The sequence below is a fragment of the uncultured Sphingomonas sp. genome (assembly GCF_964021865.1).
Taxonomy (GTDB): Bacteria; Pseudomonadota; Alphaproteobacteria; order Sphingomonadales; family Sphingomonadaceae; genus Sphingomonas.
The window spans coordinates 18,334-39,296 of the sequence record NZ_CAXIAM010000029.1 but is presented as its reverse complement, the minus strand read 5'-3'; the positions used below and the strand labels follow the sequence as shown (position 1 = coordinate 39,296).

25 protein-coding genes, 1 pseudogene and 1 riboswitch are annotated in these 20,963 nt (G+C 71.1%); of the genes and pseudogenes, 11 read left to right on the top strand and 15 right to left on the bottom strand.

What is annotated here, in order from left to right; all coding sequences use genetic code 11:
- The 12 genes and pseudogenes from AADI75_RS09520 to AADI75_RS09465 form a co-directional block, all read right to left on the bottom strand.
- Positions 1-481 (bottom strand): annotated as a pseudogene (locus tag AADI75_RS09520) (hypothetical protein); the annotation flags it as partial.
- On the bottom strand, positions 478-1,128 hold the full coding sequence (locus tag AADI75_RS09515) for a hypothetical protein (protein WP_341208797.1): 651 nt from the start codon (positions 1,126-1,128) through the stop codon (positions 478-480). The gene AADI75_RS09515 and the pseudogene AADI75_RS09520, both read right to left, overlap by 4 nt.
- The gene (locus AADI75_RS09510) at positions 1,125-1,457 is read right to left on the bottom strand and encodes a hypothetical protein (RefSeq protein WP_341208796.1); all 333 of its coding nucleotides are present in this window, start codon (positions 1,455-1,457) and stop codon (positions 1,125-1,127) included. Before AADI75_RS09510 ends, AADI75_RS09515 begins: the two co-directional genes overlap by 4 nt.
- A gap of 1 nt (position 1,458) precedes the next feature.
- Positions 1,459-2,655, bottom strand: coding sequence for a flagellar basal-body MS-ring/collar protein FliF (gene fliF, locus AADI75_RS09505; RefSeq protein WP_341208795.1), 1,197 nt, complete (start codon positions 2,653-2,655; stop codon positions 1,459-1,461).
- Positions 2,652-2,963, bottom strand: a complete 312-nt coding sequence (locus AADI75_RS09500; protein WP_341208794.1) for a flagellar hook-basal body complex protein FliE — start codon at positions 2,961-2,963, stop codon at positions 2,652-2,654. The genes fliF and AADI75_RS09500 overlap by 4 nt, the downstream gene beginning before the upstream one ends.
- Positions 2,963-3,382 (bottom strand): flagellar basal body rod protein FlgC, encoded by a 420-nt coding sequence (flgC, locus tag AADI75_RS09495; RefSeq protein WP_341208793.1) that lies wholly within the window; start codon positions 3,380-3,382, stop codon positions 2,963-2,965. The genes AADI75_RS09500 and flgC overlap by 1 nt, the downstream gene beginning before the upstream one ends.
- Positions 3,382-3,726 (bottom strand): hypothetical protein, encoded by a 345-nt coding sequence (locus AADI75_RS09490; RefSeq protein ID WP_341208792.1) that lies wholly within the window; start codon positions 3,724-3,726, stop codon positions 3,382-3,384. The genes flgC and AADI75_RS09490 overlap by 1 nt, the downstream gene beginning before the upstream one ends.
- A 13-nt stretch (positions 3,727-3,739) precedes the next feature.
- Complete coding sequence (locus AADI75_RS09485) at positions 3,740-4,861, bottom strand: flagellar basal body P-ring protein FlgI (RefSeq protein WP_341208791.1); 1,122 nt, start codon at positions 4,859-4,861, stop codon at positions 3,740-3,742.
- 3 nt (positions 4,862-4,864) lie between these two features.
- On the bottom strand, positions 4,865-5,416 hold the full coding sequence (locus AADI75_RS09480; RefSeq protein WP_341208790.1) for a flagellar basal body L-ring protein FlgH: 552 nt from the start codon (positions 5,414-5,416) through the stop codon (positions 4,865-4,867).
- Positions 5,413-5,847, bottom strand: a complete 435-nt coding sequence (locus tag AADI75_RS09475) for a hypothetical protein (protein ID WP_341208789.1) — start codon at positions 5,845-5,847, stop codon at positions 5,413-5,415. The genes AADI75_RS09480 and AADI75_RS09475 overlap by 4 nt, the downstream gene beginning before the upstream one ends.
- A complete protein-coding gene (locus AADI75_RS09470; protein WP_341208788.1) occupies positions 5,844-6,620 on the bottom strand; it encodes a flagellar hook-basal body protein in 777 nt (258 codons plus the stop codon). The genes AADI75_RS09475 and AADI75_RS09470 overlap by 4 nt, the downstream gene beginning before the upstream one ends.
- Entirely contained in the window at positions 6,617-7,315 is a 699-nt protein-coding gene (locus AADI75_RS09465) for a flagellar hook basal-body protein (protein WP_341208787.1), read from the bottom strand. Before AADI75_RS09465 ends, AADI75_RS09470 begins: the two co-directional genes overlap by 4 nt.
- 328 nt (positions 7,316-7,643) lie before the next feature.
- Here AADI75_RS09465 and msrB point away from each other — a divergent pair, with 328 nt between their 5' ends.
- The 9 genes from msrB to cobS all read left to right on the top strand — a co-directional run bounded on the left by msrB (position 7,644) and on the right by cobS (position 15,896).
- The gene (gene msrB / locus AADI75_RS09460) at positions 7,644-8,093 is read left to right on the top strand and encodes a peptide-methionine (R)-S-oxide reductase MsrB (RefSeq protein ID WP_028967825.1); all 450 of its coding nucleotides are present in this window, start codon (positions 7,644-7,646) and stop codon (positions 8,091-8,093) included.
- A 54-nt stretch (positions 8,094-8,147) separates the two neighbouring features.
- Positions 8,148-8,552, top strand: coding sequence for a hypothetical protein (locus AADI75_RS09455; protein WP_341208786.1), 405 nt, complete (start codon positions 8,148-8,150; stop codon positions 8,550-8,552).
- Positions 8,553-8,574: 22 nt separating this feature from the next.
- Positions 8,575-9,180 (top strand): cob(I)yrinic acid a,c-diamide adenosyltransferase, encoded by a 606-nt coding sequence (gene cobO / locus AADI75_RS09450; protein WP_341208785.1) that lies wholly within the window; start codon positions 8,575-8,577, stop codon positions 9,178-9,180.
- A 172-nt stretch (positions 9,181-9,352) separates the two neighbouring features.
- A riboswitch (cobalamin riboswitch) is annotated at positions 9,353-9,542 on the top strand.
- 163 nt (positions 9,543-9,705) lie between these two features.
- A complete protein-coding gene (locus AADI75_RS09445) occupies positions 9,706-11,649 on the top strand; it encodes a TonB-dependent receptor (protein ID WP_341208784.1) in 1,944 nt (647 codons plus the stop codon).
- Between the two features lie 165 nt (positions 11,650-11,814).
- Entirely contained in the window at positions 11,815-12,225 is a 411-nt protein-coding gene (locus tag AADI75_RS09440) for a DUF1636 domain-containing protein (RefSeq protein ID WP_341208783.1), read from the top strand.
- Positions 12,225-13,232: a nicotinate-nucleotide--dimethylbenzimidazole phosphoribosyltransferase gene (cobT, locus tag AADI75_RS09435; RefSeq protein ID WP_341208782.1), complete on the top strand. Its 1,008-nt coding sequence runs from the start codon at positions 12,225-12,227 to the stop codon at positions 13,230-13,232. Before AADI75_RS09440 ends, cobT begins: the two co-directional genes overlap by 1 nt.
- Positions 13,229-13,777, top strand: a complete 549-nt coding sequence (locus tag AADI75_RS09430) for a histidine phosphatase family protein (RefSeq protein WP_341208781.1) — start codon at positions 13,229-13,231, stop codon at positions 13,775-13,777. Before cobT ends, AADI75_RS09430 begins: the two co-directional genes overlap by 4 nt.
- 205 nt (positions 13,778-13,982) lie before the next feature.
- Positions 13,983-14,966 carry a hypothetical protein gene (locus AADI75_RS09425; RefSeq protein ID WP_341208780.1) on the top strand — a complete coding sequence of 328 codons (984 nt, stop codon included), beginning with the start codon at positions 13,983-13,985 and terminating at the stop codon, positions 14,964-14,966.
- A 231-nt stretch (positions 14,967-15,197) separates the two neighbouring features.
- Entirely contained in the window at positions 15,198-15,896 is a 699-nt protein-coding gene (gene cobS, locus AADI75_RS09420) for an adenosylcobinamide-GDP ribazoletransferase (protein ID WP_341208779.1), read from the top strand.
- Here cobS and AADI75_RS09415 read toward each other — a convergent pair.
- From AADI75_RS09415 to AADI75_RS09405, 3 genes are read right to left on the bottom strand one after another with little or no spacing between them, the layout of a single operon-like run.
- Complete coding sequence (locus AADI75_RS09415) at positions 15,882-17,336, bottom strand: cobyric acid synthase (protein WP_341208778.1); 1,455 nt, start codon at positions 17,334-17,336, stop codon at positions 15,882-15,884. The two genes, cobS and AADI75_RS09415, sit on opposite strands and share 15 nt — an antisense overlap.
- Positions 17,324-18,247 carry an adenosylcobinamide-phosphate synthase CbiB gene (gene cbiB / locus AADI75_RS09410; RefSeq protein ID WP_341208777.1) on the bottom strand — a complete coding sequence of 308 codons (924 nt, stop codon included), beginning with the start codon at positions 18,245-18,247 and terminating at the stop codon, positions 17,324-17,326. Before cbiB ends, AADI75_RS09415 begins: the two co-directional genes overlap by 13 nt.
- Positions 18,240-19,229: an aminotransferase class I/II-fold pyridoxal phosphate-dependent enzyme gene (locus AADI75_RS09405; protein WP_341208776.1), complete on the bottom strand. Its 990-nt coding sequence runs from the start codon at positions 19,227-19,229 to the stop codon at positions 18,240-18,242. The genes cbiB and AADI75_RS09405 overlap by 8 nt, the downstream gene beginning before the upstream one ends.
- Before the next feature lie 63 nt (positions 19,230-19,292).
- Here AADI75_RS09405 and cobU point away from each other — a divergent pair, with 63 nt between their 5' ends.
- Together cobU and AADI75_RS09395 are read left to right on the top strand one after the other, a co-directional pair.
- Entirely contained in the window at positions 19,293-19,808 is a 516-nt protein-coding gene (cobU, locus tag AADI75_RS09400) for a bifunctional adenosylcobinamide kinase/adenosylcobinamide-phosphate guanylyltransferase (protein ID WP_341208775.1), read from the top strand.
- Positions 19,809-19,869: 61 nt separating this feature from the next.
- The gene (locus AADI75_RS09395; protein WP_341208774.1) at positions 19,870-20,961 is read left to right on the top strand and encodes a Gfo/Idh/MocA family oxidoreductase; all 1,092 of its coding nucleotides are present in this window, start codon (positions 19,870-19,872) and stop codon (positions 20,959-20,961) included.
- Positions 20,962-20,963 lie beyond the last annotated feature (2 nt).

Here is a 20,963-nt window from a genome sequence, read left to right as displayed (position 1 = left end):
TGCGCCGCGAAACCGAACGCCGTGCCGCCCTCACCAGCAGGGGAGGGGAGCAGGCATGACGTTCATCATCGGCACGGGCCCCACAGAGGTGCACGCCCTGATCGACCTCGAGAACCGCATCGACGCCCTCCGCGACGCTCGCGCCGCCCCCGTCGATCGGCCGCCCCAGCGCAGCCACCGCGCGCCCGGCGAAGCCGTTGCCCACCGGCCACCCGCCCGCGCCGATCGCCGCCGTCACCCGCGCGCCGAGCCGCAGTGCCCCCGCGCGCTCCAGCGGCACCAGCGTGATGCCGTCGTCACGCGCCGCCACCACCTCGGCGACCACCGAGCGCCCGCCCCCGGCATCGACCGTGCAGAGCGTCCCCAGCGCCACCTCCGGCCCGTCGGCATGCATATGCCCGGCGCTGACCGCATCGACATGCCCGAATGCGATCACGCTGCGCACGTCCGCCAGCCGGTCGAGGAACGCGTGCCGCATCATGTCGCGCCCCCGAGTTCATGGAGCGCGGCCTCGAACGCCGCCCATTGCCGCGCGGGATCGATCTCGACCTGTCCGAGCCGCAGCGCGATCCGGCACGCCCCCGCCGGCAGCGCGGCGTCGCGCGTCACGCTCGCCGTGCGCAGCCCGACCGTCGCCGCCAGCGCCGCCTCGTCGGCGAAATCCGCGGCACTGACCGTCACCGCCACGATCGCATGCGCGCCGATCTGCGCCACCTGCTCGGTCAGCGCGCGCGTGACCGGTTCCGCCCAGTCGTCGCAGGCACCGAACATCCGCGCCAGCACCAGCGCGGCCAATTGCGCCGCCAGCCGGTCGGTCGCCTCCAGCCGCTCGCGCCACGCGGCCTGCGCCGATGCGATCCCCTCCGCGAGCAGTGTCACGCGCCGCCGATCGTCGGCCACCGCCTCGCCCCTGCCGACCCGCCGCGCCTCCGCGACCGCCTCCCGTGCAGCCGCCGCTGCGCGCGCGGCGGCGAGTCGTTCCGCCGCCAGCGTCGCCTCCAGCGCCGCGACGCGGTCCTCCAGCGCCACCACGATCGGATCGCGCGCCGCAATGCGCTCTTCGCCCCGCCCGCGCGGCAAGCGGTCCACCGCCAGCCCGGCCAGTTCGTGCTTGATGATCCCGCTCACCGCGCCCGCCCCGCCGCAAAGGCGCTGCCCGCCGCCTGCAACAGCGACCGCCCCGCCGTCCGCGCGCCGCCGCTCGTCGCCGCGCGCCCGGTCGCCCCCAGCAGCGCTGCACGCGCCGCGGCGGTCATACCGCCCTCCTCCGCCTTGCCAGCCGCGGCGATCAACGCGGTCATCCACGCTGAATGAGGCCCCGGCGCAACGGGCTCGGGCGGATCGTCGTGCAGTGCCGCCAGCACACGCGCGCGCTCCGACGCGTCGAGCGCCGCGAGGATCGCCTCCCGGTCGCTACGCGGCAGCGCCGCCAGCTCCTTCACGAGCGCGCCCAGCATCTCAGGTCGCCGCATCGCTTGGGGCCAGCGCGGCGCGCACCCGCGCGACCAGCGCGGCGCGCTCAGCGTCGCTCAGCGTTCCCGCTTCCCGCCGCCGCACCGCCACCGCGATCCCGGCTCCGAGCACCAGCAACGCGCCCAGCGCGATGCCGACCGGCGTCCAGTCGATCCATGCCTTTTCCGGCTCGCCGACACCGGGCGCGGACACCGCGACGGTGCCGACCGCCGGGGCCACCACCGGCGACGGCCCGACGCCGACCCGGAACACCAGTTCGTCCCCCGCCGCCTCATCCAGCGCGACCGCCCGTCCAACCGCCTCGCGCGCCACCGCCGCATCCTCGGCGTTCAGCGGCGCTGGCGTCGCGACGATCACGCGCAGCCGGAAATTGCGATGCGCCGCCCCCTCGCTCCACCCCGCCGCGCCGTCGCCCAGCGCCGCGACCGTCACCTCGGCCTCCACGCCCGGCAGCGCCTGCGTCAACGCCGCGCGCACCCGCGCCCGGTAATAGCCGCGCACGCTGCGCTGCTCCTCGGCTTCGGGCGACGAATCGGGCGCATCGACCGCGCTCGCGCTCAGCACCCGCCCGCTGCCGTCGAGCACCACCACGTCTCCCGCGGTCAGGTCGGGCACCGCGAAGGCGACGAGCTGCTGCACCCCGGCCACGCGGCCGGCGTCGAAGCTGCGGCCCGGCTTGATGACCAGTTCCACCGCCGCCTTGGCGTTGCGGCGCTCGGCGCGGAAGATCGTCCGCTCGGGCACCGCCAGATGCACGCGCGCGCTCTCCACCTCCGCGATCAACATGATCGAGCGTTCCAGCTCACCCTGCAACGCGCGCTGGTAGTTGATGCGCTGCGCGAAGTCGGTCAGCCCCATGTCGGACTTGTTGAACAGCTCGAACCCGACCCCGCCCTTCAGCGCGACGTCCGATCCCGCCACCGCCACGCGCGCGCCATCGGCCTGATCCTCGCGCACCAGCACGCTGGTGCCGCCGTCCGCCAGCCGGTACGCGATCTCCTTGGCGTCGAGCTGCGCGACCACCGCCGCGGCGTCGCCGGGGCGCATCTGCGTGAACACCGGCACGTAGCCGACCCGCAGGAACAGGAAATAGCCGATCGCCAGCGCCGCGAAGAGCAGCGCGAACAGGATCGCGATCAGCCGCGGAGACGGTCGCCGCGCAGGGGCGGGGGCCTCGCTCACAGCTGCATCGTCATCAGTTCGCGATAGCCGTCGAGCAACCGCCCGCGCACCTGCATCGCCAGTTCGACCGACAGCCGCGCCTCGGCCAGCGCGAACGTCACCTGATGCACCGGCACGCCGTCTTCCAGCGTGAAGCGTCGCACCAGATCATCCGCCGCCGCCACCTTGCTCTCCACCCCGCGCATTCCCGCGGCGAGCAGCTCGGCGAACCCCGGCCCGCCCGGTGCCGACACCGGCGGTGCGACGCCCAGCGTCGTCAGCATCGGCGGCGTCGCCAGCACGCCCTCGATCGCTCCCACCGGTGCCATCACGCGCGCCCCAGTTCGAGCGCGCGGGCATACATCTGCCGCTCGATCGACAGCGCGGCGAGGTTTGCCTCGTACGCACGCGAGGCGCGGATCAGCAGCGTCATCTCGCCCGCCTGATCGATCGCGGGCAGGTCGACGAAGCCGTCCACCCCCGCCGCCGGATCGGTCGGATCGTACACCCGCCGCCGCGCGCCGGGCACCGCCTCGACCCCCAGCACCCTGACGCCCTGCGCCCCGCCCGACCGCGCCAGCGCGTTCGCGAAGGTCGCATCCGGCCCGGAGATCACGCGCATCGCGCGATACGGTGCGCCCGACGCAGTGCGGCTGGTGTTCATGTTCGCCAGATTCTGCGCGATGATCTGGAGCCGCTGCCATTCGACATCCAGCCCGGAGCGACTGATCGCCATCGCCTCGCTCATCACCGGCCTCCCGCGATCGCGGTGCGCGCGATGTCCAGCTCGCGCGCCATGATCTCGACCATCGCCGAATAGCGCCCCGCGGTCGCCGCGGCGGTATCGAGGTCGAGGTCGGTGCGCGGCTCGTCGGCGAAGCGCGCCGCCGCCGCCGCCTCGATGCGCGGCGTCACCGCCGCGATCGCCGCCGGCCCGTGCGCCGCCGCGCTGCGCAGGCTGTCCTCGAACGTCACCCGCGACGCGCGAAAGCCGCGCGATCCCGCATTGGCGATGTTCGCCGCGGTCACGTCCATCCGCATCGCCAGTCCGTCGAGCGATTTGGCGAGCAACGCCGCCGAGATCGGTTCCACCGCTTCGTCTCCCCTATTGCACCAGAATGGCGGCGTGCAGCGCCCCGTCCGCCTTGATCGCCTGCAGCACGCTGATGATGCCGCGCGTATCGACGCGCGCGCGCGACAACCCTTGCACCAGATCGGCGACCGTGGTGTTCGGGAAGCTGGCGACGGTGTCGTGCGCGCGGTCCTCCACGGTCAGCTTGCTGTTGGTCACCACCAGGCTGCCGACATTGTCGAAATCGCTGGCGAAGCCGTTCAGGAACCCGGGCTGCGACGTGCTGCGCTCGCCGGTGATCGTCACCTTCAGGTCGCCCTGCGCGATCACCACGCTGCTGATCCGCACGTCGCCGCCCGCCACGATCGTGCCGGTGCGTTCGTTGATGACGACGCGGGGAATGCGCACCGGCTCGACCGCCACCTGCTCCAGCCGCGCCATGAACCCGGCGAATTGCGCGCGGTCGCCGTGGAAGGCGATCCGCACCTCGTCGGCGTTGCGCACGCTCGCCACCCCGCCGCCCAGCCGGTCGTTGACCGCCGCCGCGACGCGCGCCGCCCCCTCGAAGCTCGGCTCGCTCAGCACGAAGCCGACGCTGCCGTCGCTCGCCAGCAATTGCGCGTCTACCGCGGTCTCGACGGTCGCGCCGCCCTCCAGGATCGCGGTGGTCGGGAAATTGCGCTGCGTGCGGTTCAGGTCGTTCTTGAAATCATACCCGCCCGCCAGCACCGGCCCCTGCGCCAGCGCATAGGTCCGCTGGTCCGGCCCCAGCAACGGCGTCATCAACAACGTGCCCCCCGCCAGGCTGCGCGCATCGCCGACCGACGACACCGCGATCGTCAGCCGGTCGCCGACGTTGGCGGAGGCGGGCAAGGTCGCGGTCACGATCACCACCGCGACGTTGCGGCTGTTGATCTCGTCATCGGCGACGGTGGTGCCCAGCCGCTGGAGCACGTTGCGCAAGGTCTGGCGCGTCACCGCGTTGCGCCGCGTGTCGCCCGATCCCGCCAGCCCGGTCACCAGCCCGTATCCGATCAGCGCATTGTCGCGCCACCCGTGGAATCGGCCCAGCCCGTTCAGCGGCACCGGCGCGGCCGACGCAGGGGCCGCCGCCACCAGCAGCGCCGCCAGCGCGAATGAGCCGATCCGCTCCATCGCTCAGGCGAGCCCCAGCCAGCGGAACAGCCGCTGCACCGGCCCCGGCTTTGCGCTCCCCGCGACGAAGCCCTTGCCGTCGTACAGGATCCGGGCATCCGCGATCCGCGACGACAGCACGCGATTGTCGCCGCGCACGTCCTCGGGCCGCACCCGTCCCTCGATCCCGATCGTCGACGCCTCGCCGTTCAGCCGCATCGCCTGCTGCCCTGCGACCCACAGGTCGCCATTGGCGAGCACGCGCTGTACGCTGACGGTGATCTGCGCGACCAGCCGGTCGCTGCGCGTCACCGCGCCGCCGCCGCTATGCCCGCCGCCGAATTGCAGCGCACCGCGCTCGTCGACCCCGCCGCCCGCGATCTGCCCGCCAAGCTGCGTGCTGCGCTTCGAGTCGCTGCGCGTCGCGTTGCTCGATTCCGCGGTTTCGTAGACGAGCACGGTCAGCAGATCGCCCGCGATGCTCGCCTTGCGATCGCTACCCATCGCCGACCAATTTCCGGGGCGATAGATGTCCTCCGCCAGCGGCGTCGCAAGCAGGCACAGGATCGCGATCATCGCACGTCCCCCTGAACCGGCGCGGCGAACACCCGCCCTGCGCTGTCGCGCACGAACGCCCGCCCGCCCGCCGGCGCCGGCTGGAGCGCGGTGACGCGGCGCTCCACCGTGACCACCCCGTTGCGCGCGATCAGCGTCAGCGCCTCGCCCGGCGTCACCACCGGCGTCTCGGGCACGAAGGCCGGTGCCGGCACCCGCGCCGCGAGCGTTCGCCGAAAGCGGATCGCCCGCACCGGGCGCGCCGACAGGCCCGGGACGGCACGGCGCATCAGCGCCGCGAGCGCCGCCCCGCTCAGCACGATCTCGCCCCGTCCGGCGGGCAGCCGCGCGATCGGGACCGCCCCCACCGCGCCGCGCACGTCGGGGCGCACGTCGCGGACCCGGATCGTCGCATCGGGCAGAGTCACCGCCACCGGCGCCGCGTCGATCATGACCGGCGCAGCCCGTTGGCGATCGCCATCAACTGGTCCGCCGCCTGCACGATCTGCGCATTGGCGGCATAGGCGCGCTGGACGAGCATCAACTGCACCATCTCGCTCGACATCTCGACGTTCGAGCGTTCGATCGAGCCCTGCACCAGCGTGCCGGTGCCGTCCTCGCCCGGCGCGGCGGCGCGCAGCCGACCGTCATCCTCGACCCGGTACAGCCCGCCGTCGATCGCGCCGAGCGCCCCGGCGTCCTCGGGCGTGACGAGCATGATCTGCCCGACCTCGACCGGTGCGGCGTCGGTGCTGGTCACCGCGCGCACCATCCCGTCGCCGCCGATCGTCAGGCTGCCCGCGTCCTGCGGCACGGTGATCGCGGCCTTCAGCGGATAGCCGCTCGCCGCCGCCGCCAGCATCCCGTCCTCGCCGATCTTCAACGCGCCGCCGCGCCACAGCAACGTCTGCCCGCCCGGCCCCATCAGCTCGATGAAGCCGCGCCCCTGCACCGCCACGTCCATGTCGTGCCCGCTCGCCTGCAGGTCGCCGCCCTCATCGATCGCCGCCGCGGCCTGCGCCATCACGCCGGCCGCCGCGAACGGATCGCTCAGCGTCGCGCTCGGCACGTCCGGGTCGCCGCGCGTCGCGATGATCGAGGCGAAGCGCACGGCGGCGCGCTTGAACGCGGGCGTGTTGGCGTTGGCGATGTTGTTCGAGATGACGTCGAGCGCGCGCTCCTGCGCCTTCAGCCCGACTGCGCCGACGTAGAAGGCGTCGCTCATCGCGCGGCCTGCCCGAAGGCGCTGATCGCCTTGCCCAGCAATTCGTCATAGACCTGGATCAGCCGCGCGCCGGTTTCCGCGCTGCGCATCGCGCCCATCATCCCGACCATCTCGTCGCCCAGTGACACGTTCGACGCCTCCAGCGCCCCCGCGCGCACCAGCGGCGTGTCGATCGTCTCGGCGGCCTCGTCGGCGATCGCGAAGACGCCGCCGTCGATCGCGACCAGATCGTCGGCCCCGCGCGGCCTGACGACCGCGACACGCCCGATCGGCCGCGCCCCGTCCAGCACCGTCCCGTCCGCCGACACCGTCGCCGCGCGCGCATCGATCGTCAGGTCGCCGCCGCCGCGCTGTTGCAGGATATAGCCTTGCGGACTCGCCAGATGCCCGTCGCGGTCGAGCGTGAACGCGCCCTGCCGCGAATAGACGATCCGCTCCCCGGCGCGCAGCGCGAAGAAGCCGTCGCCACTGATCGCCAGGTCGAACGGCCGCGACGTTTCGGTCAGCTTGCCGTCGCGCAGGTCGACGCGCATCCGCGCCAGCGTCGCGTCGAACAGCTCGTTCGCCGCGGCGCTGCTGCGGACCTGCCGCTTGTAGCCCGGCGTCGATACGTTCGCCACGTTCAGCGCCGCATTGTCGATCCGCTGCGATGACATACGCATCATCGCCGCGGCAGCGTCCACCAGCCCTGACATGTCCCCGGCTCCCCCCGATTTCACGCCCTTAGGGGACCGGATCGCGGCGTTCCGGTCAACGCGACGACGCCGCAGAAATGGCGGCGATTGCCTTGCCGACCGCTGGAAACGGGGCAGCGCGGGGCTGGCCTTCCCGCCCCGACCATGCTCGCGCGCATCGCGCTGCACCCAGCACGCGCCGGAAGCGTGCGAACCCGCTGTTCGCCGTTCGGTCCGTTTCCGATCCACTCCACCATAAATCGGCCGAGACGGGCGCCCCGTGAAACCGACGCTCCGACTTCTTACTTATGCGATGATCCCCCGGCTCCGCCGCTGTGAAGGAACGAGCATGACCGAGTACACCAAGACCGAAGAGGCGCTGGCCAAGCTGACGCCCGAGCAATTCTACGTGACGCAGCAGAGCGGGACCGAACGCCCCGGCACCGGCGAATATCTCGGCAACAAGCGCGCCGGCATCTATGTCGACATCGTCTCCGGCGAGCCGCTGTTCGCCTCGGCCGACAAATACGAATCGCATTGCGGCTGGCCCAGCTTCACGCGCCCGATCGACGCCGCGCGCGTCACCGAGCTGCACGACGCCACGCACGGCATGGTGCGAACCGAGGTCCGCTCGGCGGGTGCCGACAGCCATCTCGGCCACGTCTTCGAGGACGGTCCGCGTGATCGCGGGGGCTTGCGCTACTGCATCAATTCCGCCGCGCTGCGCTTCGTGCCCCGCGAGGAGATGGAGGCGCAGGGCTATGGCGCGTATCTCGACCAGGTCGAGGACGTGCGCTGACTTGACCTGACCGGCGCGCGGCGCTTTGACGCCGCGTTTTCGGTGAGGGTCGCGATGAACGATTGGGACGAACGCGCGGCCCGCCGCGCCGAGGAGCGCGAGCGGCGCGCGCAGGAACGGGTCGCCGCGGCACTCGCCCGCACCGACCAGCGCGCAATCGATCGCGAGGCGGCGTCGCGGCTGCGCGAGGAGGCGCGTGTCGCCCGCCGCGTCGAGGAGGAACAGCGCCGCGCCACGTTGGTCGAGGAACGCGAGGCACGCCCGCGCCGCCGCCAGAGCACGGGAGCGCTCGCCCGCACCGGCGAACAGCGTGTCGAGCGCGACACCCGCCATTACGCCACCGACAAGGACCCGTCGCGCATCCGCACGCTCGCGGCGCGCGGTGCGACGCCGGAGGCGCTGGCGGCGGTGTTCGGCGTGCCGGTCGCGGAGATCGAGGCGGTGCTGGCCGCGGACTGATCTTGCCGCTACCCCGCTGCGCATGACCGACGATCGAGACGCCCGCCACAATGACAAGATGCGCCGCGTGCAGGCCGCACGCCGCGTGATGATGGAGAGCAAGACGGTCGAGAAGGGCCTGCTGATCGTCCACACCGGCGCGGGCAAGGGCAAGTCGACCGCCGCCTTCGGCATGGCGGTCCGTGCGATGGGGCACGGGATGAAGGTCGGCGTCGTCCAGTTCGTGAAGGGCGCGATGACGACCGGCGAGAAGGCGATCTTCGATGCCTTTCCCGAGCTGATCGAGTTTCGCACGATGGGCGATGGCTTCACCTGGGACACGCAGGACCGTGCTGCCGACGTGGCGAGTGCCCGCGCGGCGTGGGACGAGGTGCAGCGGATGCTCGCCGACCCGGACTTCGCGATGGTGATCGCCGACGAGCTGAACATCGTGCTGCGCTACGATTATCTGCCCGTCGACGAGGTGGTGGCGGTCGCGACCGCGCGCGCACCGATGAAGCATCTGGTCGTCACCGGCCGCAACGCGCCCGACGCGCTGATCGCGGCCGCCGATCTGGTCACCGAGATGACGCAGGTCAAACACCCGTTCCGCGCCGGCGTGAAGGCGCAGGCCGGCGTCGAGTTCTGACGATCCTCTAACTCGTCGCCCCCTCCGTCATTCCCGCGAAGGCGAGAATCCAGACGCGCAGGTCCGTCGATAGAAGCGAAACGTCAGAGGTTCTTGATTCCCGCCTCCGCGGGAATGACGGTTCTCGTGCCACGGCACCCCCTCCCGATTGACCCCCGCCCCACACCCGGCTAGGGCGCGCGCCGCGACAGGTTCCCCCTGACCGGGGATCAAAAGGGAACGGGAAAACCCCGGCTGCCCCTGCAACTGTAAGCGGCGAGCCCGCGCGCCACACGCCATTGGCCCCCCACCGGGCTGAGAAGGCGGCGCGCATCGGCGATGACCCGTGAGCCAGGAGACCTGCCTGTTCGTGATCGTCCTTCGCTCGGCCAGGGTGCGCCGAACGGACGGGAAGGCCGCACGGCGCAACGCCGGCGGACGAACCCAGCGTGACGATACCAACCGCCGTGGGCGGTCGACGCCGCGAGAACGCTCGCGCGCGGCGGCACGCCCCCGGCTTCACGTCGTCACAAGGGGTTACCAATCGTGTTCCATCGTCTCGCCGCCCTCCCGCTGCTCCTCTGCTCCACCGCCGCGCTCGCGCAGGAAGCCCCGCGCCCCGACGCCGCCGCCCCCGACACCGGCGCGGACATCGTCGTCGCCGCCAACCGCGCGCCGGTCGACGCCGATCGCGTCACCGCCTCGGTCACCGTGCTCGACAAGGCCGCGATCGACCGCGCGCAGGATTTGTCGGTCGCCGACCTGCTGCTGCGCACCCCTGGCGTCTCGCTGTCGCGCAACGGCGGCTATGGCACCAGCACCTCGCTGCGCATCCGCGGTGCCGAGTCGGACCAGACCGTCGTCGTCATCGACGGGGTGAAGATCAACGATCCGTCCTCGCCCGGCGGCGGCTACAATTTCGCCAACCTGCTGATCGGCGACGCGGCGCGGATCGAGGTGCTGCGCGGGCCGCAGTCGATCCTGTGGGGCAGCCAGGCGATCGGCGGCGTCGTCAACATCGTCACGCCCCTGCCGACCGCCGCGCTCGAGGGCAGCATCGACCTCGAAGGCGGCTCGCGTGAGACGGTCAGCGCGCGCGCCGCGCTCGGCGGCACCACCGGCCCGCTCGCGTGGCGCGTCGGCGCGCAGACCTTCACCACCGACGGCATCTCCGCGCTCAAGGCCGGCACCGAGCGCGACGGCTACACCAACCAGAACGTGCAAGGCCGCGCGGTGCTGACGATCGCGCCCGGCATCAGCGCCGACCTGCGCGGCTCCTACGCCAACGGCCGCAACGACTTCGACGGCTTCAGCGGCGACACCCCCGAATATGGCCTGACCCGCGAGTTCGTCGGCTATGCCGGCCTCAACATCGACCTGTTCGACGCGCGGCTGCGCAACCGCATCGGCTATGGCTACACCAACACCGATCGCGACAATTACAATCCCGATCAGGTCGAGCAGACGCAGACCTTCGCCGCGCTCGGCCGCAACCATCGCCTGGAATATCAGGGCACGCTCGCGGTCACCAAGGGCGTCGACGCGGTGTTCGGCGTCGAGAACGAGGTCAGCCGCTTCAGCACCGCCTCATCGGACTTCGTGCCCCCCTATGCGCTCGGCACCCCGTCGCGTGGCCGCGCCGAGCTGACCAGCTTCTACGGCCAGCTCAACGTCTCGCCGCTCGACGGGTTGACGCTCAACGGCGGCGTGCGCCACGACGATCACAGCCGCTTCGGCACGCAGACCTTGTTCGCCGGCGGCGCCAACTGGGTGCTGCCGACCGGCACCGTGCTGCGCGCGAGCTATAGCGAGGGCTTCAAGGCGCCGACCTTGTACCAATTGTTCTCGGAATACGGCAATCAGGCGCTCAACCCCGAGCGCGCCAAGGGCTGGGAAGCCGGGGCGGAGCAACGCTTCATGGACGGGCGCGTCGCGCTCGGCGGCACCTATTTCGAGCGCCGCAGCCGCGACCAGATCGTCTATAATGGGTGCAGCACCGGCACCACCGATCCGCTGTGCTTCGTGCCGGGTTCGACCACCGAGCAGCGTTTCGGCTATTACCAGAACGTCGCACGCGCCTTCGCGCGCGGCGTCGAGGCGGTCGCGCGCGCGCAGGTCGGCGAGCACCTCAGCCTCGACGGCAATTACAGCTGGGTGTTGTCGGAGGACCGCTCGCCGGGCCGCACCTTCGGCAACTGGCTGCCGCGCCGCCCGCGCGATACCGCCAACGTGTCGGCGACCTATACGTTCGCCGAGGCCGGCTCGTTCGGCATCGCCGCGCGCTTCGCGGGCAAGTCGTTCGACAATGCCAGCAACGCCACCCGGCTGGATGGCTACACGCTGGTCGACCTGCGTGGCGAGCTGCCGCTGTCGAGCAATGTCCGGCTGTTCGCGCGCGTCGAGAACCTCTTCGACGAACGCTACGAGACGATCGCCCGCTACGGCACGCTCGGCCGCAGCGTCTACGCCGGCCTGCGCGGGCGGTTCTGATCGCCCGTGGACGCCGAGCCAGCCTCATCTCCTCGTCGCCCCGGACGTGATCCGGGGCCCCGCTTGTTCATCGAGTGGGAAGAGGGCCGGCCTACCTCCGTCATTGCTCCGCTACGCTCGCAATGACGGCACTCCACGCAAATTTCCTATGCCGGAGCCGCTGACATGACCCTCGTCCCCGTCGCGGACGGCCCCGCCGTCGTCGCCTGCAACAGCTGCCGCCATTCGGCGACCGCGCGCGACGGGGCGGACGGCCGACGCGGCGGCGCAGCGCTCGCCGCCGCGCTCCGCACGGTGCAGTCACGCGACCCGCTGCTCGCCGACATCGCCGTACAGGACATGCCGTGCCTCTTCGCCTGCGACCGGCATTGCGCGGTCCACCTGCGCGCGCCGGGCAAGATCGGCTATGTGCTCGGCGGCTTCACCCCCGACGAGACCGCCGCCGACGCGATCATGACCTTCATGCGCCATTATGTCGAAAGCGCCACCGGGCAGGTGCCCTACGCGCGCTGGCCCGACGGGGTGAAGGGCCATTTCATCGTCCGCGTGCCACCCGCCGGGCAGGTCGTGGCATAATGCGTCTCGACTCCGTCGCCGCCTTCGACGCCGCGCTTGCCGAGCTGCCCGCCCCCGACGCCGCGACGCGCGCCGCGGCGGCGGCACGACAGGCGAAGCTGACCAAGCCCGCCGGATCGCTCGGCCGCCTTGAAGAGATCGCCTTGTTCATGGCGGCATGGCAGCGCGACTCCCGCCCACGGCTCGACGACGGTCGCGTGGTGATCTTCGCGGGCAATCACGGCGTCGCCGCGCGCGGGGTCAGCGCCTTCCCCCCCGCCGTCACCGCACAGATGGTTGCCAATTTCCGTGAGGGCGGCGCGGCGATCAACGCGCTCGCCGCCGCCGCCGGCCTGTCGCTGACCGTCGTCCCGCTCGTGCTCGACCAGCCGACCGGCGACATCACGCAGGCCCCCGCGATGAGCGAGGCGGAATGTCTCGACGCGCTCGATGCCGGCGCGGCGGCGGTGCGCCCCGGCACCGACCTGCTGATCCCCGGCGATATGGGGATCGGCAACACCACCCCCGCCGCGGCCCTGTGCGCCGCCAGCTTCGGCGGCAGCGGCGCGGACTGGGTCGGCCCCGGCACCGGCGTCCACGGCCCGGCGCTCGCCGCCAAGCTCGCGGCGGTCGATGCGGCGCTTGCCTGCCATGCCGATGCGACCACCCCGTTCGAGCGGCTGCGGCGACTGGGCGGGCGCGAGATCGCCGCGATCGCGGGCGCGATCCTCGCCGCGCGTCATGCGCGGGTCCCGGTGCTGCTCGACGGCTTCATCGTCGGCGCCGCGCTCGCCCCGCTCGCCGCCGCGCGGCCGCGGATCGTCGACCATTGCCTCGCCGGCCATGTCTCCGCCGAGCCGGGCCATGCGCGGCTGCTCGAACGGCTGAACCTTCCGCCGTTGCTCGCGCTCGACATGCGGCTCGGCGAGGCAAGCGGGGCCGCGGTCGCCGCCGGCATCGTTCGCGCCGCGCTCGCCGCGCACGACCAGATGGCGACCTTCGATCAGGCGGGGGTGGCGAAGGCGTGATCGACGCGCGCACCGTCCACCTGCTGCGCCACGGCACGACGGTGCACCCGGGCCTGTTGCTCGGACATGCCAATGTCGCGGTCACGCCACAGGGCATCGCCGATTGCGTCCGCATCGCCGCCGGGGCGACGTTCACGCAGGTGGTCAGCTCCGATCTCTCGCGCGCCGCCGACTGCGCCGCCGCGCTCGGCGCGCCGGTCCGCCGAGACGCGCGCTGGCGCGAACTCGACTTCGGCGATTGGGACGGCCGCGATCCCGCGACGCTGCCCGCCGACGCGCTCACCGCCTTCTGGCGCGATCCCGACGCCAACCCGCCTCCTCACGGCGAACGCTGGTCGGCACTGGTCGTGCGGGTGGCCGCCGCGCTCGCCGACCTCCCCGATGCGACGCTGGTCGTCACGCACGGCGGCGCGATCCGCGCCGCGCTCGCCAGCGCCTGCGGCTTCGACGCAAGGCAGGTCTGGGCGTTCGACCTGCCCTGCGCCGCGCTGCTGACGCTGCGGCTCTGGCCCGACACGGCGCAGATCGTCGGGTTGCGGACGTGATCGGTGAGCCCGGCCGGTCTGCCCCGATCCGGCTGGAAGGGATGTACCGATTCACCTCACGGCCTGCACCCGCTTCGCCGAAAACGACCGTGAAACGGGAAAGCCAAGCTTCATCTGCGTCGCTTCTTGTGTAGCGTGTCCATCCGCTTTTGCCGATCCGCCCTTTCGGTATCGGACGCAGAACGCAATTGGTAAGGCAGTAGACATGAAGACGCTGATCGCGGTGATCTCGCCAATAATGCTAATGGCTCAATCTGCTCCGCCTGCCCCCGATCCGCTGACAGTATCTATCGAAACGGCGGATGCCGATCGCTTTGCCGCGTTGTTCAGAAAAACCAATGGACGGCCTACTGCGGAGGAGTTGCAACGGAATTACCTTGATGCGGGCAGCGATGGCGTGCGTATATTCACACCAGATCGCATTATTGACGCACGTCATTTAGCCGAGGCCGTTGCCGCACGACCCGATCAATATGCCAAGGCGATCAACACTTGCCTACCAGTCATCAAGGACACCACGGCCGAACTGCGTGCCACCTACCTTGCCTTTCAGGGTCTGTTCCCTGAACGGCCGTTGCCGCGCTTATACCTTGTCGTAGGGGCAGGAAATTCAGGCGGAACGGCTGGGCCGGGCGCACAGGTGCTGGGACTGGAGACACTGTGCGAGATCGCGGACACGCCTGACAAGCTGCGCGAGATCGTACGCGGCTTCTACGCCCACGAGACGGTGCATACCTGGCAAGGTGATCCTGACATGGCCAAGCTGGGCGGCATCCTTGCAGGCAGCGTGCTGATCGAAGGCGCTGCAGACTTCATCGCGACGTTGGTGACCGGTCGCCAAATGGATCCCGCGCGAGCGGCATGGGCGACACCGCGAGAGGCGGAGCTGTGGCGACAGTTCGAGGTCGATCTGGCGACGACCCGCAACGCGAAATGGAGCGACGTGAAGAAAGGAACGCCGATCGCGGCGAGCTTCAGCAGATGGATCGGCAATTACGGCAGCGCGCCTGATGGCTGGCCGAGCGAGGCTGGATATTGGATGGGTCAACGTATCTGGCAGCGATGGTACGATCGTCAGCCGGATAAGCGGGCCGCGCTGCGCGAAATGCTGTCCTTGCCCAACGCCGCTGCGGTCCTTGAGCAAGGGCGCTTTGTGGGAGCACCGTCGAAATCGTCGCGGGGCAACTGAGCTTGCCCTTAAACGAGCCAGCACAAGAAGAAGGGTCGTCCACGCGCCGCGGCATCGCACAGCGAGTGTCCCGGTCAGAACATCGAAGCGGTCGATCGAAGGTGGGGTATCGTGAAGCGTAACCTCCGATCAGGGCTGAACACCGACATGAAGCTGGCCGACAGTAGCGGCAATCCACGCCCAAGCTGCCGCGCGCTTGCATCGCTTCTCGGGTCTATGTGAACCAAATCCATGACCCGCCTCTGGCTCGCCTTCTCCTTTCTCACCCGCCTGCCCGTGCCGCGCACCAGCGGCACCGCGCAGGATTTCGCCGCCGCGATCCGCTGCTACCCGTTGGTCGGCGCGGTGATCGGCGCGCTGGTCGCCGCGGCGGCGTGGCTCGGCGCGCGCCACGATCCGTGGACCGGTGCGCTCGCCGGGCTGGTCGTGTGGGTGGCGGTCACCGGCGCGCTCCACCTCGACGGGCTCGGCGATGTCGCGGACGGGGTCGGCGCCGCGCATGGCGACCGCACGCGGTTGCTCGCGGTGATGCGCGACCCGCATGCCGGCAGCTTCGCCGTCGTCGCGATCGCGCTTCAGCTGATCGCCAAGCTCGTCCTGCTCCACGCGCTCGCCGGCGACGGGCGCGTGGCACTGGTCCCCTTCGCCGCGCGCATCGCCCCGCTCGCCTGGGCGCGCTGGCTCCCGCCGCTCGGCAGCGGGCTCGGCGCGCAAGTGGCGGGCGCGGTCCGCCCGCACGACCTGATCGGCTGGTTCGCGCTGCTCGCGCTCGCGGCGGTCGCCGCCCCGCCGCTGCTCGCCGCGCCGCTGTTCGTCGCGCTCTACGGCCTCTGGTGCCGCCACCGGCTCGGCGGCATCAACGGCGACGCGCATGGCGCAGGGATTGAAGTCGTCGAAAGCGCCTTGCTCGCCGCCTTACTCTGCGGCTGACCCGCGCGCGACCGCCAGCAACGCGTCCAGATCGAGATGCCGCTCCAACGCGGCCGCAATCGCCTCCAGCGCGGCATCGACCGAGGCGGCATGATCCGGCCCGTCCCCCGCCGCCGCCAGCCACGCGCGCCGCTGCGCCGCCAGCCCGAACAGCCCGTGGACATAGGTCCCCGCGACCCGTCCGTCGGCGCTGGTTGCGCCATCGTGTCCCCCGTCGTCATATCGCGCCACCGGCCGCGCCAGATCCGCGCCGGTCGTGGCACCGAGGTGCATTTCATAGCCATGAAACGGCGCGCCGCGTGCCACCCCGCGCACCGCCCGCAGCACCTTGCTGCCCCCCAGCACGGTATCGACCGCCAGCAACCCCAGCCCCGCCACGCTCCCCGCCGGCCCCTCCAGCCCCAGCGGATCGCTCACCGTCCGCCCCAGCATCTGATATCCGCCGCACAGCCCCAGCACCGCTCCCCCGCGCCGCCGGTGCGCGATCAGGTCGACGTCCCAGCCCTGCTCGCGCACGAAGGCGAGGTCGGCGATCGTCGCCTTCGATCCGGGCAGCACGACCAGCGCCGCCTCCGCAGGTAACGGAGATCCCGGCGGAATCATCGCCACCTCGATCGCGGGATCGAGCCGCAGCGGATCGAGATCGTCGAAATTGGCGATGTGCCGCGTCACCGGACACGCCACCAGCACGCGCCCGCCCGGCCGGGCGGACGACCGTTCCAGCACCACCCCATCCTCGCTCGGCAGCCGCGCCGCGTCGGTCAGCCACGGCACCACCCCGAACCCGCGCCACCCGCTCCGCTGCTCGATCGCGCGATAACCGTCCTCGAACAGCGCCGGATCGCCGCGGAAGCGATTGATAATAAAGCCGCGCACCATCGCCGCATCCTCGGCGTCGAGCACCGCGCGCGTGCCCACCAGCGACGCGATCACCCCGCCGCGATCGATGTCCCCGACCAGCACCACCGGCACGTCGGCGGCGCGCGCAAACCCCATGTTCGCGATATCGCCGGCGCGCAAATTGATCTCGGCCGGCGACCCCGCGCCCTCGACCAGCACCAGATCGGCCTGTCGTTCCAGCGCGTTGAAGCTCTCCAGCACCTCGGTGAGCAACCCTTCCCGCCCCTCGCGCCACCGCGCCGCCGCCAGCGTCCCGCGCATCTTCCCGCGCACGATCAGCTGCGAGGTCCGGTCGCCCTGCGGCTTGAGCAGCACCGGATTCATGTCGACATGCGGCGCGACCCGCGCAGCGATCGCCTGCGTCGCCTGCGCGCGCCCGATCTCGCCGCCATCCGCGGTAACCGCCGCATTGGTCGACATATTCTGCGGCTTGAACGGGCGCACCGTCAGCCCGCGATTGGCATAGGCGCGGCACAATCCCGCGACCAGCACCGACTTGCCGACATCGGAGCCGGTCCCCTGCAGCATCAGCTTGCCCATGCCGCTATCCCCGCCAGCACCCACAACAATCCGCACGCGCGGCCGTACACCGCCAGTGCGCGCCGCACATCGTCGGCGCACGCCGCAGCGCGCCCGTCCCCGATCCACGGCTTGTCCGCGATCACACCGTCATAGGCGATCGGCCCCGCGAGCCGCAGCCCCAGCACCCCCGCCATCGCCGCCTCGGTCCAGCCGGCGTTGGGCGAGGCATGGTTGCGCGCATCACGCCACATCATCCGCCACCCGCCCCCGCCGGCCACGCAGATCAACACCGCCCCCACACGCGCCGGCAGCAGATTGGCGACATCGTCCAGCCGCGCCGCCGCCCAGCCGAAATCGCGCCAGCGTTCCTCGCGATGCCCGATCAGGCTGTCGGCGGTGTTGATCGCCTTATACGCCCACAAACCCGGCAACCCGCCGACCAGCAACCAGAATAACGGCGCGGCGATGCCGTCGCAGAAGCTCTCGGCCAGACTCTCGACCGCCGCGCGCGCGACACCCGCCTCATCCAGCGCCGCCGTATCGCGCCCGACGATCATCGCCACCGCGCGCCGCGCCGCGCGCAGATCGCTGCGCGCCAGCGCCGTCGCGACCGGGCGGACATGCGCGTAGAGGCTCCGCTGCGCCAGCCCCGGCCACGCCAGCACGGCCACGCCAACCCAGCCGAACCCGAGTGCCCGCACCCCGCGCTCGGCAAGCAGCGCACCAACGACCGTCAGCACCCCCACGATCGCGATCGTCGCGACGCCGAGCAGCCGACGCGGCAACCCCGGACGATTCCACCGCTGTTCCAGCGCTCCGATCACCCGCGCAATCGCGCCGACCGGATGCCCGACCCGCGCATAGAGCCACGCCGGCCACCCGACCGCCACATCGATTGCCAACGCAGCCAGCGCGATCGGCTCAGCCATCGGCGGCCAAAGCGGCGGCCAACCGCTCGAAGTCGATGCCCGGCAGGCCGAACCGCAGCCAGTCCGGCCGCTCCTCGAACGGCCGCGTTAGGACGCCCGCGGCTGCGAGCCGCTCGAACACCGCTCCCACGTCGTCGCACGCAACCAGCCGAAACAACGGACACGCCCCGCGCGCCACCAACCCGTGCTCGGCCAACAACGCATCGAGATCAACCGCCTCCGTCACCAGCCGCACCCGCATCCGCTCCGCCCACGAAACGTCGCGATACGCCGCCGCGCCATAAGCCAGCGCGGTCGCCGACACCGGCCAGTCCCCCAGCAGCGCCGCGATCCGCGCCACCACCGCGCCCGCGCCCGCGACGAACCCGAGTCGCACCCCCGCCAGCCCGTAGAATTTCCCGAACGACCGCAGCACCACCACCGGATCGTTGGCACCCAGCAACGGCAACACGCTCGCCCCTGCCAGCGCATCCGCAAACGCCTCGTCGACGATCAGCATTCCGCCGCGCGGGCGCAGCGTCCGGGCGACCGACAGCACCGCGTCGGGCGCGATCAGCCGCCCGTCGGGGTTGTTCGGGTTGGCGAGCAGCAACGTCCCACCGCGCGCCGCCGCCTCGCCGATCCGGTCCGCCACGATCGCCTCGGCCCCCGGCAAGGTGTCGCGATGCGTGCGGTAACAGGGCGTCACCACATGCCACGGCCGCGGCAGATCGAGCGTCGCCAGCAACCGCAGCGCCAGCTCGCTCCCCGGCACCGCCGCCAGCGCCCCCGCAAACCCGAACGCCGCCCTCGCCGCCGCCAGCAACCCGGCCAGCGCCTCGCCCGACGGCAGCCGCTGCTGGTCGATCGCCAGCCCCGCCGGCGGCGTCCACGCATAAGGGTTGATCCCGGTCGACAGATCCAGCCACGGGCGCGGCGCGTCGGGATACAGCCGGGCCGCGGCCTCGATACGGCCGCCGTGAAAGGTCAGATCGCGCGACATGGGCCTCGAATTGCGGCAAGGCCGCCTCCATCGGCAATCGCGTATCGACAGGCAAGGACCAAGATGACCGACGATCCCTGGCGCATCCGGCTGGTGCTGGGCGGCGCGCGATCGGGCAAGAGCCGCCATGCACAGGCGCTGGCCGAGGGGTGCGCCGCGCCGTGGCGGTTTGTCGCCACCGCGCAGGCGTTCGATGCCGAAATGGCGGAGCGGATCGCGCACCACCGCGCCGACCGCAGCGCCGCCTGGGCGACGATCGAGGCGCCGCTCGCGCTCGCCGAGGCGATCGCGGCGGTCGACGACGGCGTGCTGCTGGTCGATTGCCTGACGCTCTGGACGTCGAACCTGTTGCTCGCCGACGCGGACATCGACGCCGCGACCGACGCACTGGTCGCCGCGCTAACCGGGTCGCGAGCAAAGATCGTGCTCGTTTCCAACGAGGTCGGCTGGGGTATCGTCCCCGACAATGCGCTCGCGCGGCGCTTTCGCGACGTCGCAGGCAGGGTCAACCAACGCGTCGCGGCCGTCGCCGATCGTGTCGACCTGCTGGTGGCTGGCTTACCCATGTCATTGAAATAGACCGCGTTGACATTGTGCGTCCTGTTCCGCAGCCTGCTCGCGATAATTCAGGGAGGTGAGGATGGAGATCGGACGCCGCACGCTTATCGCGGCCGCGCCGTTGCTGGTGGCGGGCAGCGCTTGCGCACAGCCGTCGCAGCGCAAGCTCGGCTATGCGATCGTCGGGCTCGGCGGCTATGGGCTCGGCCGGATCATCCCCGAGTTCAAGGATTGCACGCACAGTCGGCTGGCGGCGGTGGTCAGCGGTGACCCGGCCAAGGCGAAGAAGGTCGCCGCCGAATATGGCCTGTCGGACAAGGCGATCTATTCCTACGCCAATTTCGACAGCATCCGCGACAATCCGGACGTCGACATCGTCTATGTCTGCCTGCCCAATTCGATGCACGCCGAATATACGATCCGCGCCGCCAAGGCCGGCAAGCATGTGATGTGCGAAAAGCCGATGGCGATCTCGGTCGCCGAATGCGAGGCGATGATCGCCGCGTGCAAGGCCGCCAACCGCAAGCTGATGATCGGTTACCGCTGCCATTTCGAGGCGACGAACATCGCCGCGATGCGGCTCGCCAAACAGCCCGACACCGGCAAGATCCGCTACGTCCGCTCCGAACACGGGTTCACCGCCGGCAATCCGGACGCGTGGCGTCTCAAGAAGGCGCTGGCCGGCGGCGGGTCGCTGATGGACATGGGCGTCTACAGCCTGCAAGCCGCGCGCTACATGACTGGCGAGGAACCGGTCGCGGTCACCGCGCGCGAATCGACCGACCGCACGGATCCGCGCTTCCGCGAAGTCGAGGATATGATCGAGTGGACGCTCGAATTCCCGTCGGGCGCGATTGCCGGCTGTCAGTCGATGTATTCGGCCAACCAGAACCACATTCTGCTCATGGGCAGCAAGGGCCGCGTCGAGCTGGAACCCGCCACCCGCTATGAGGGCAATCACCTGTGGACCGGTCGTGACGGGCGCGAGCAGGAGATCACCCCGCCACCCGGTCCGGGCAAGACGCAATTCGCCGGGCAGCTCGACCATCTGTCGCAATGCGTGATCGACGGGCGCGAGCCGATCGTCTCAGGCGAGGAAGGATTGCGCGACATGCGGATTGTCGAGGCGATCTACCGCTCGGCGCGCGAGGGACGGACGATCCGGCTAGTCTGAAT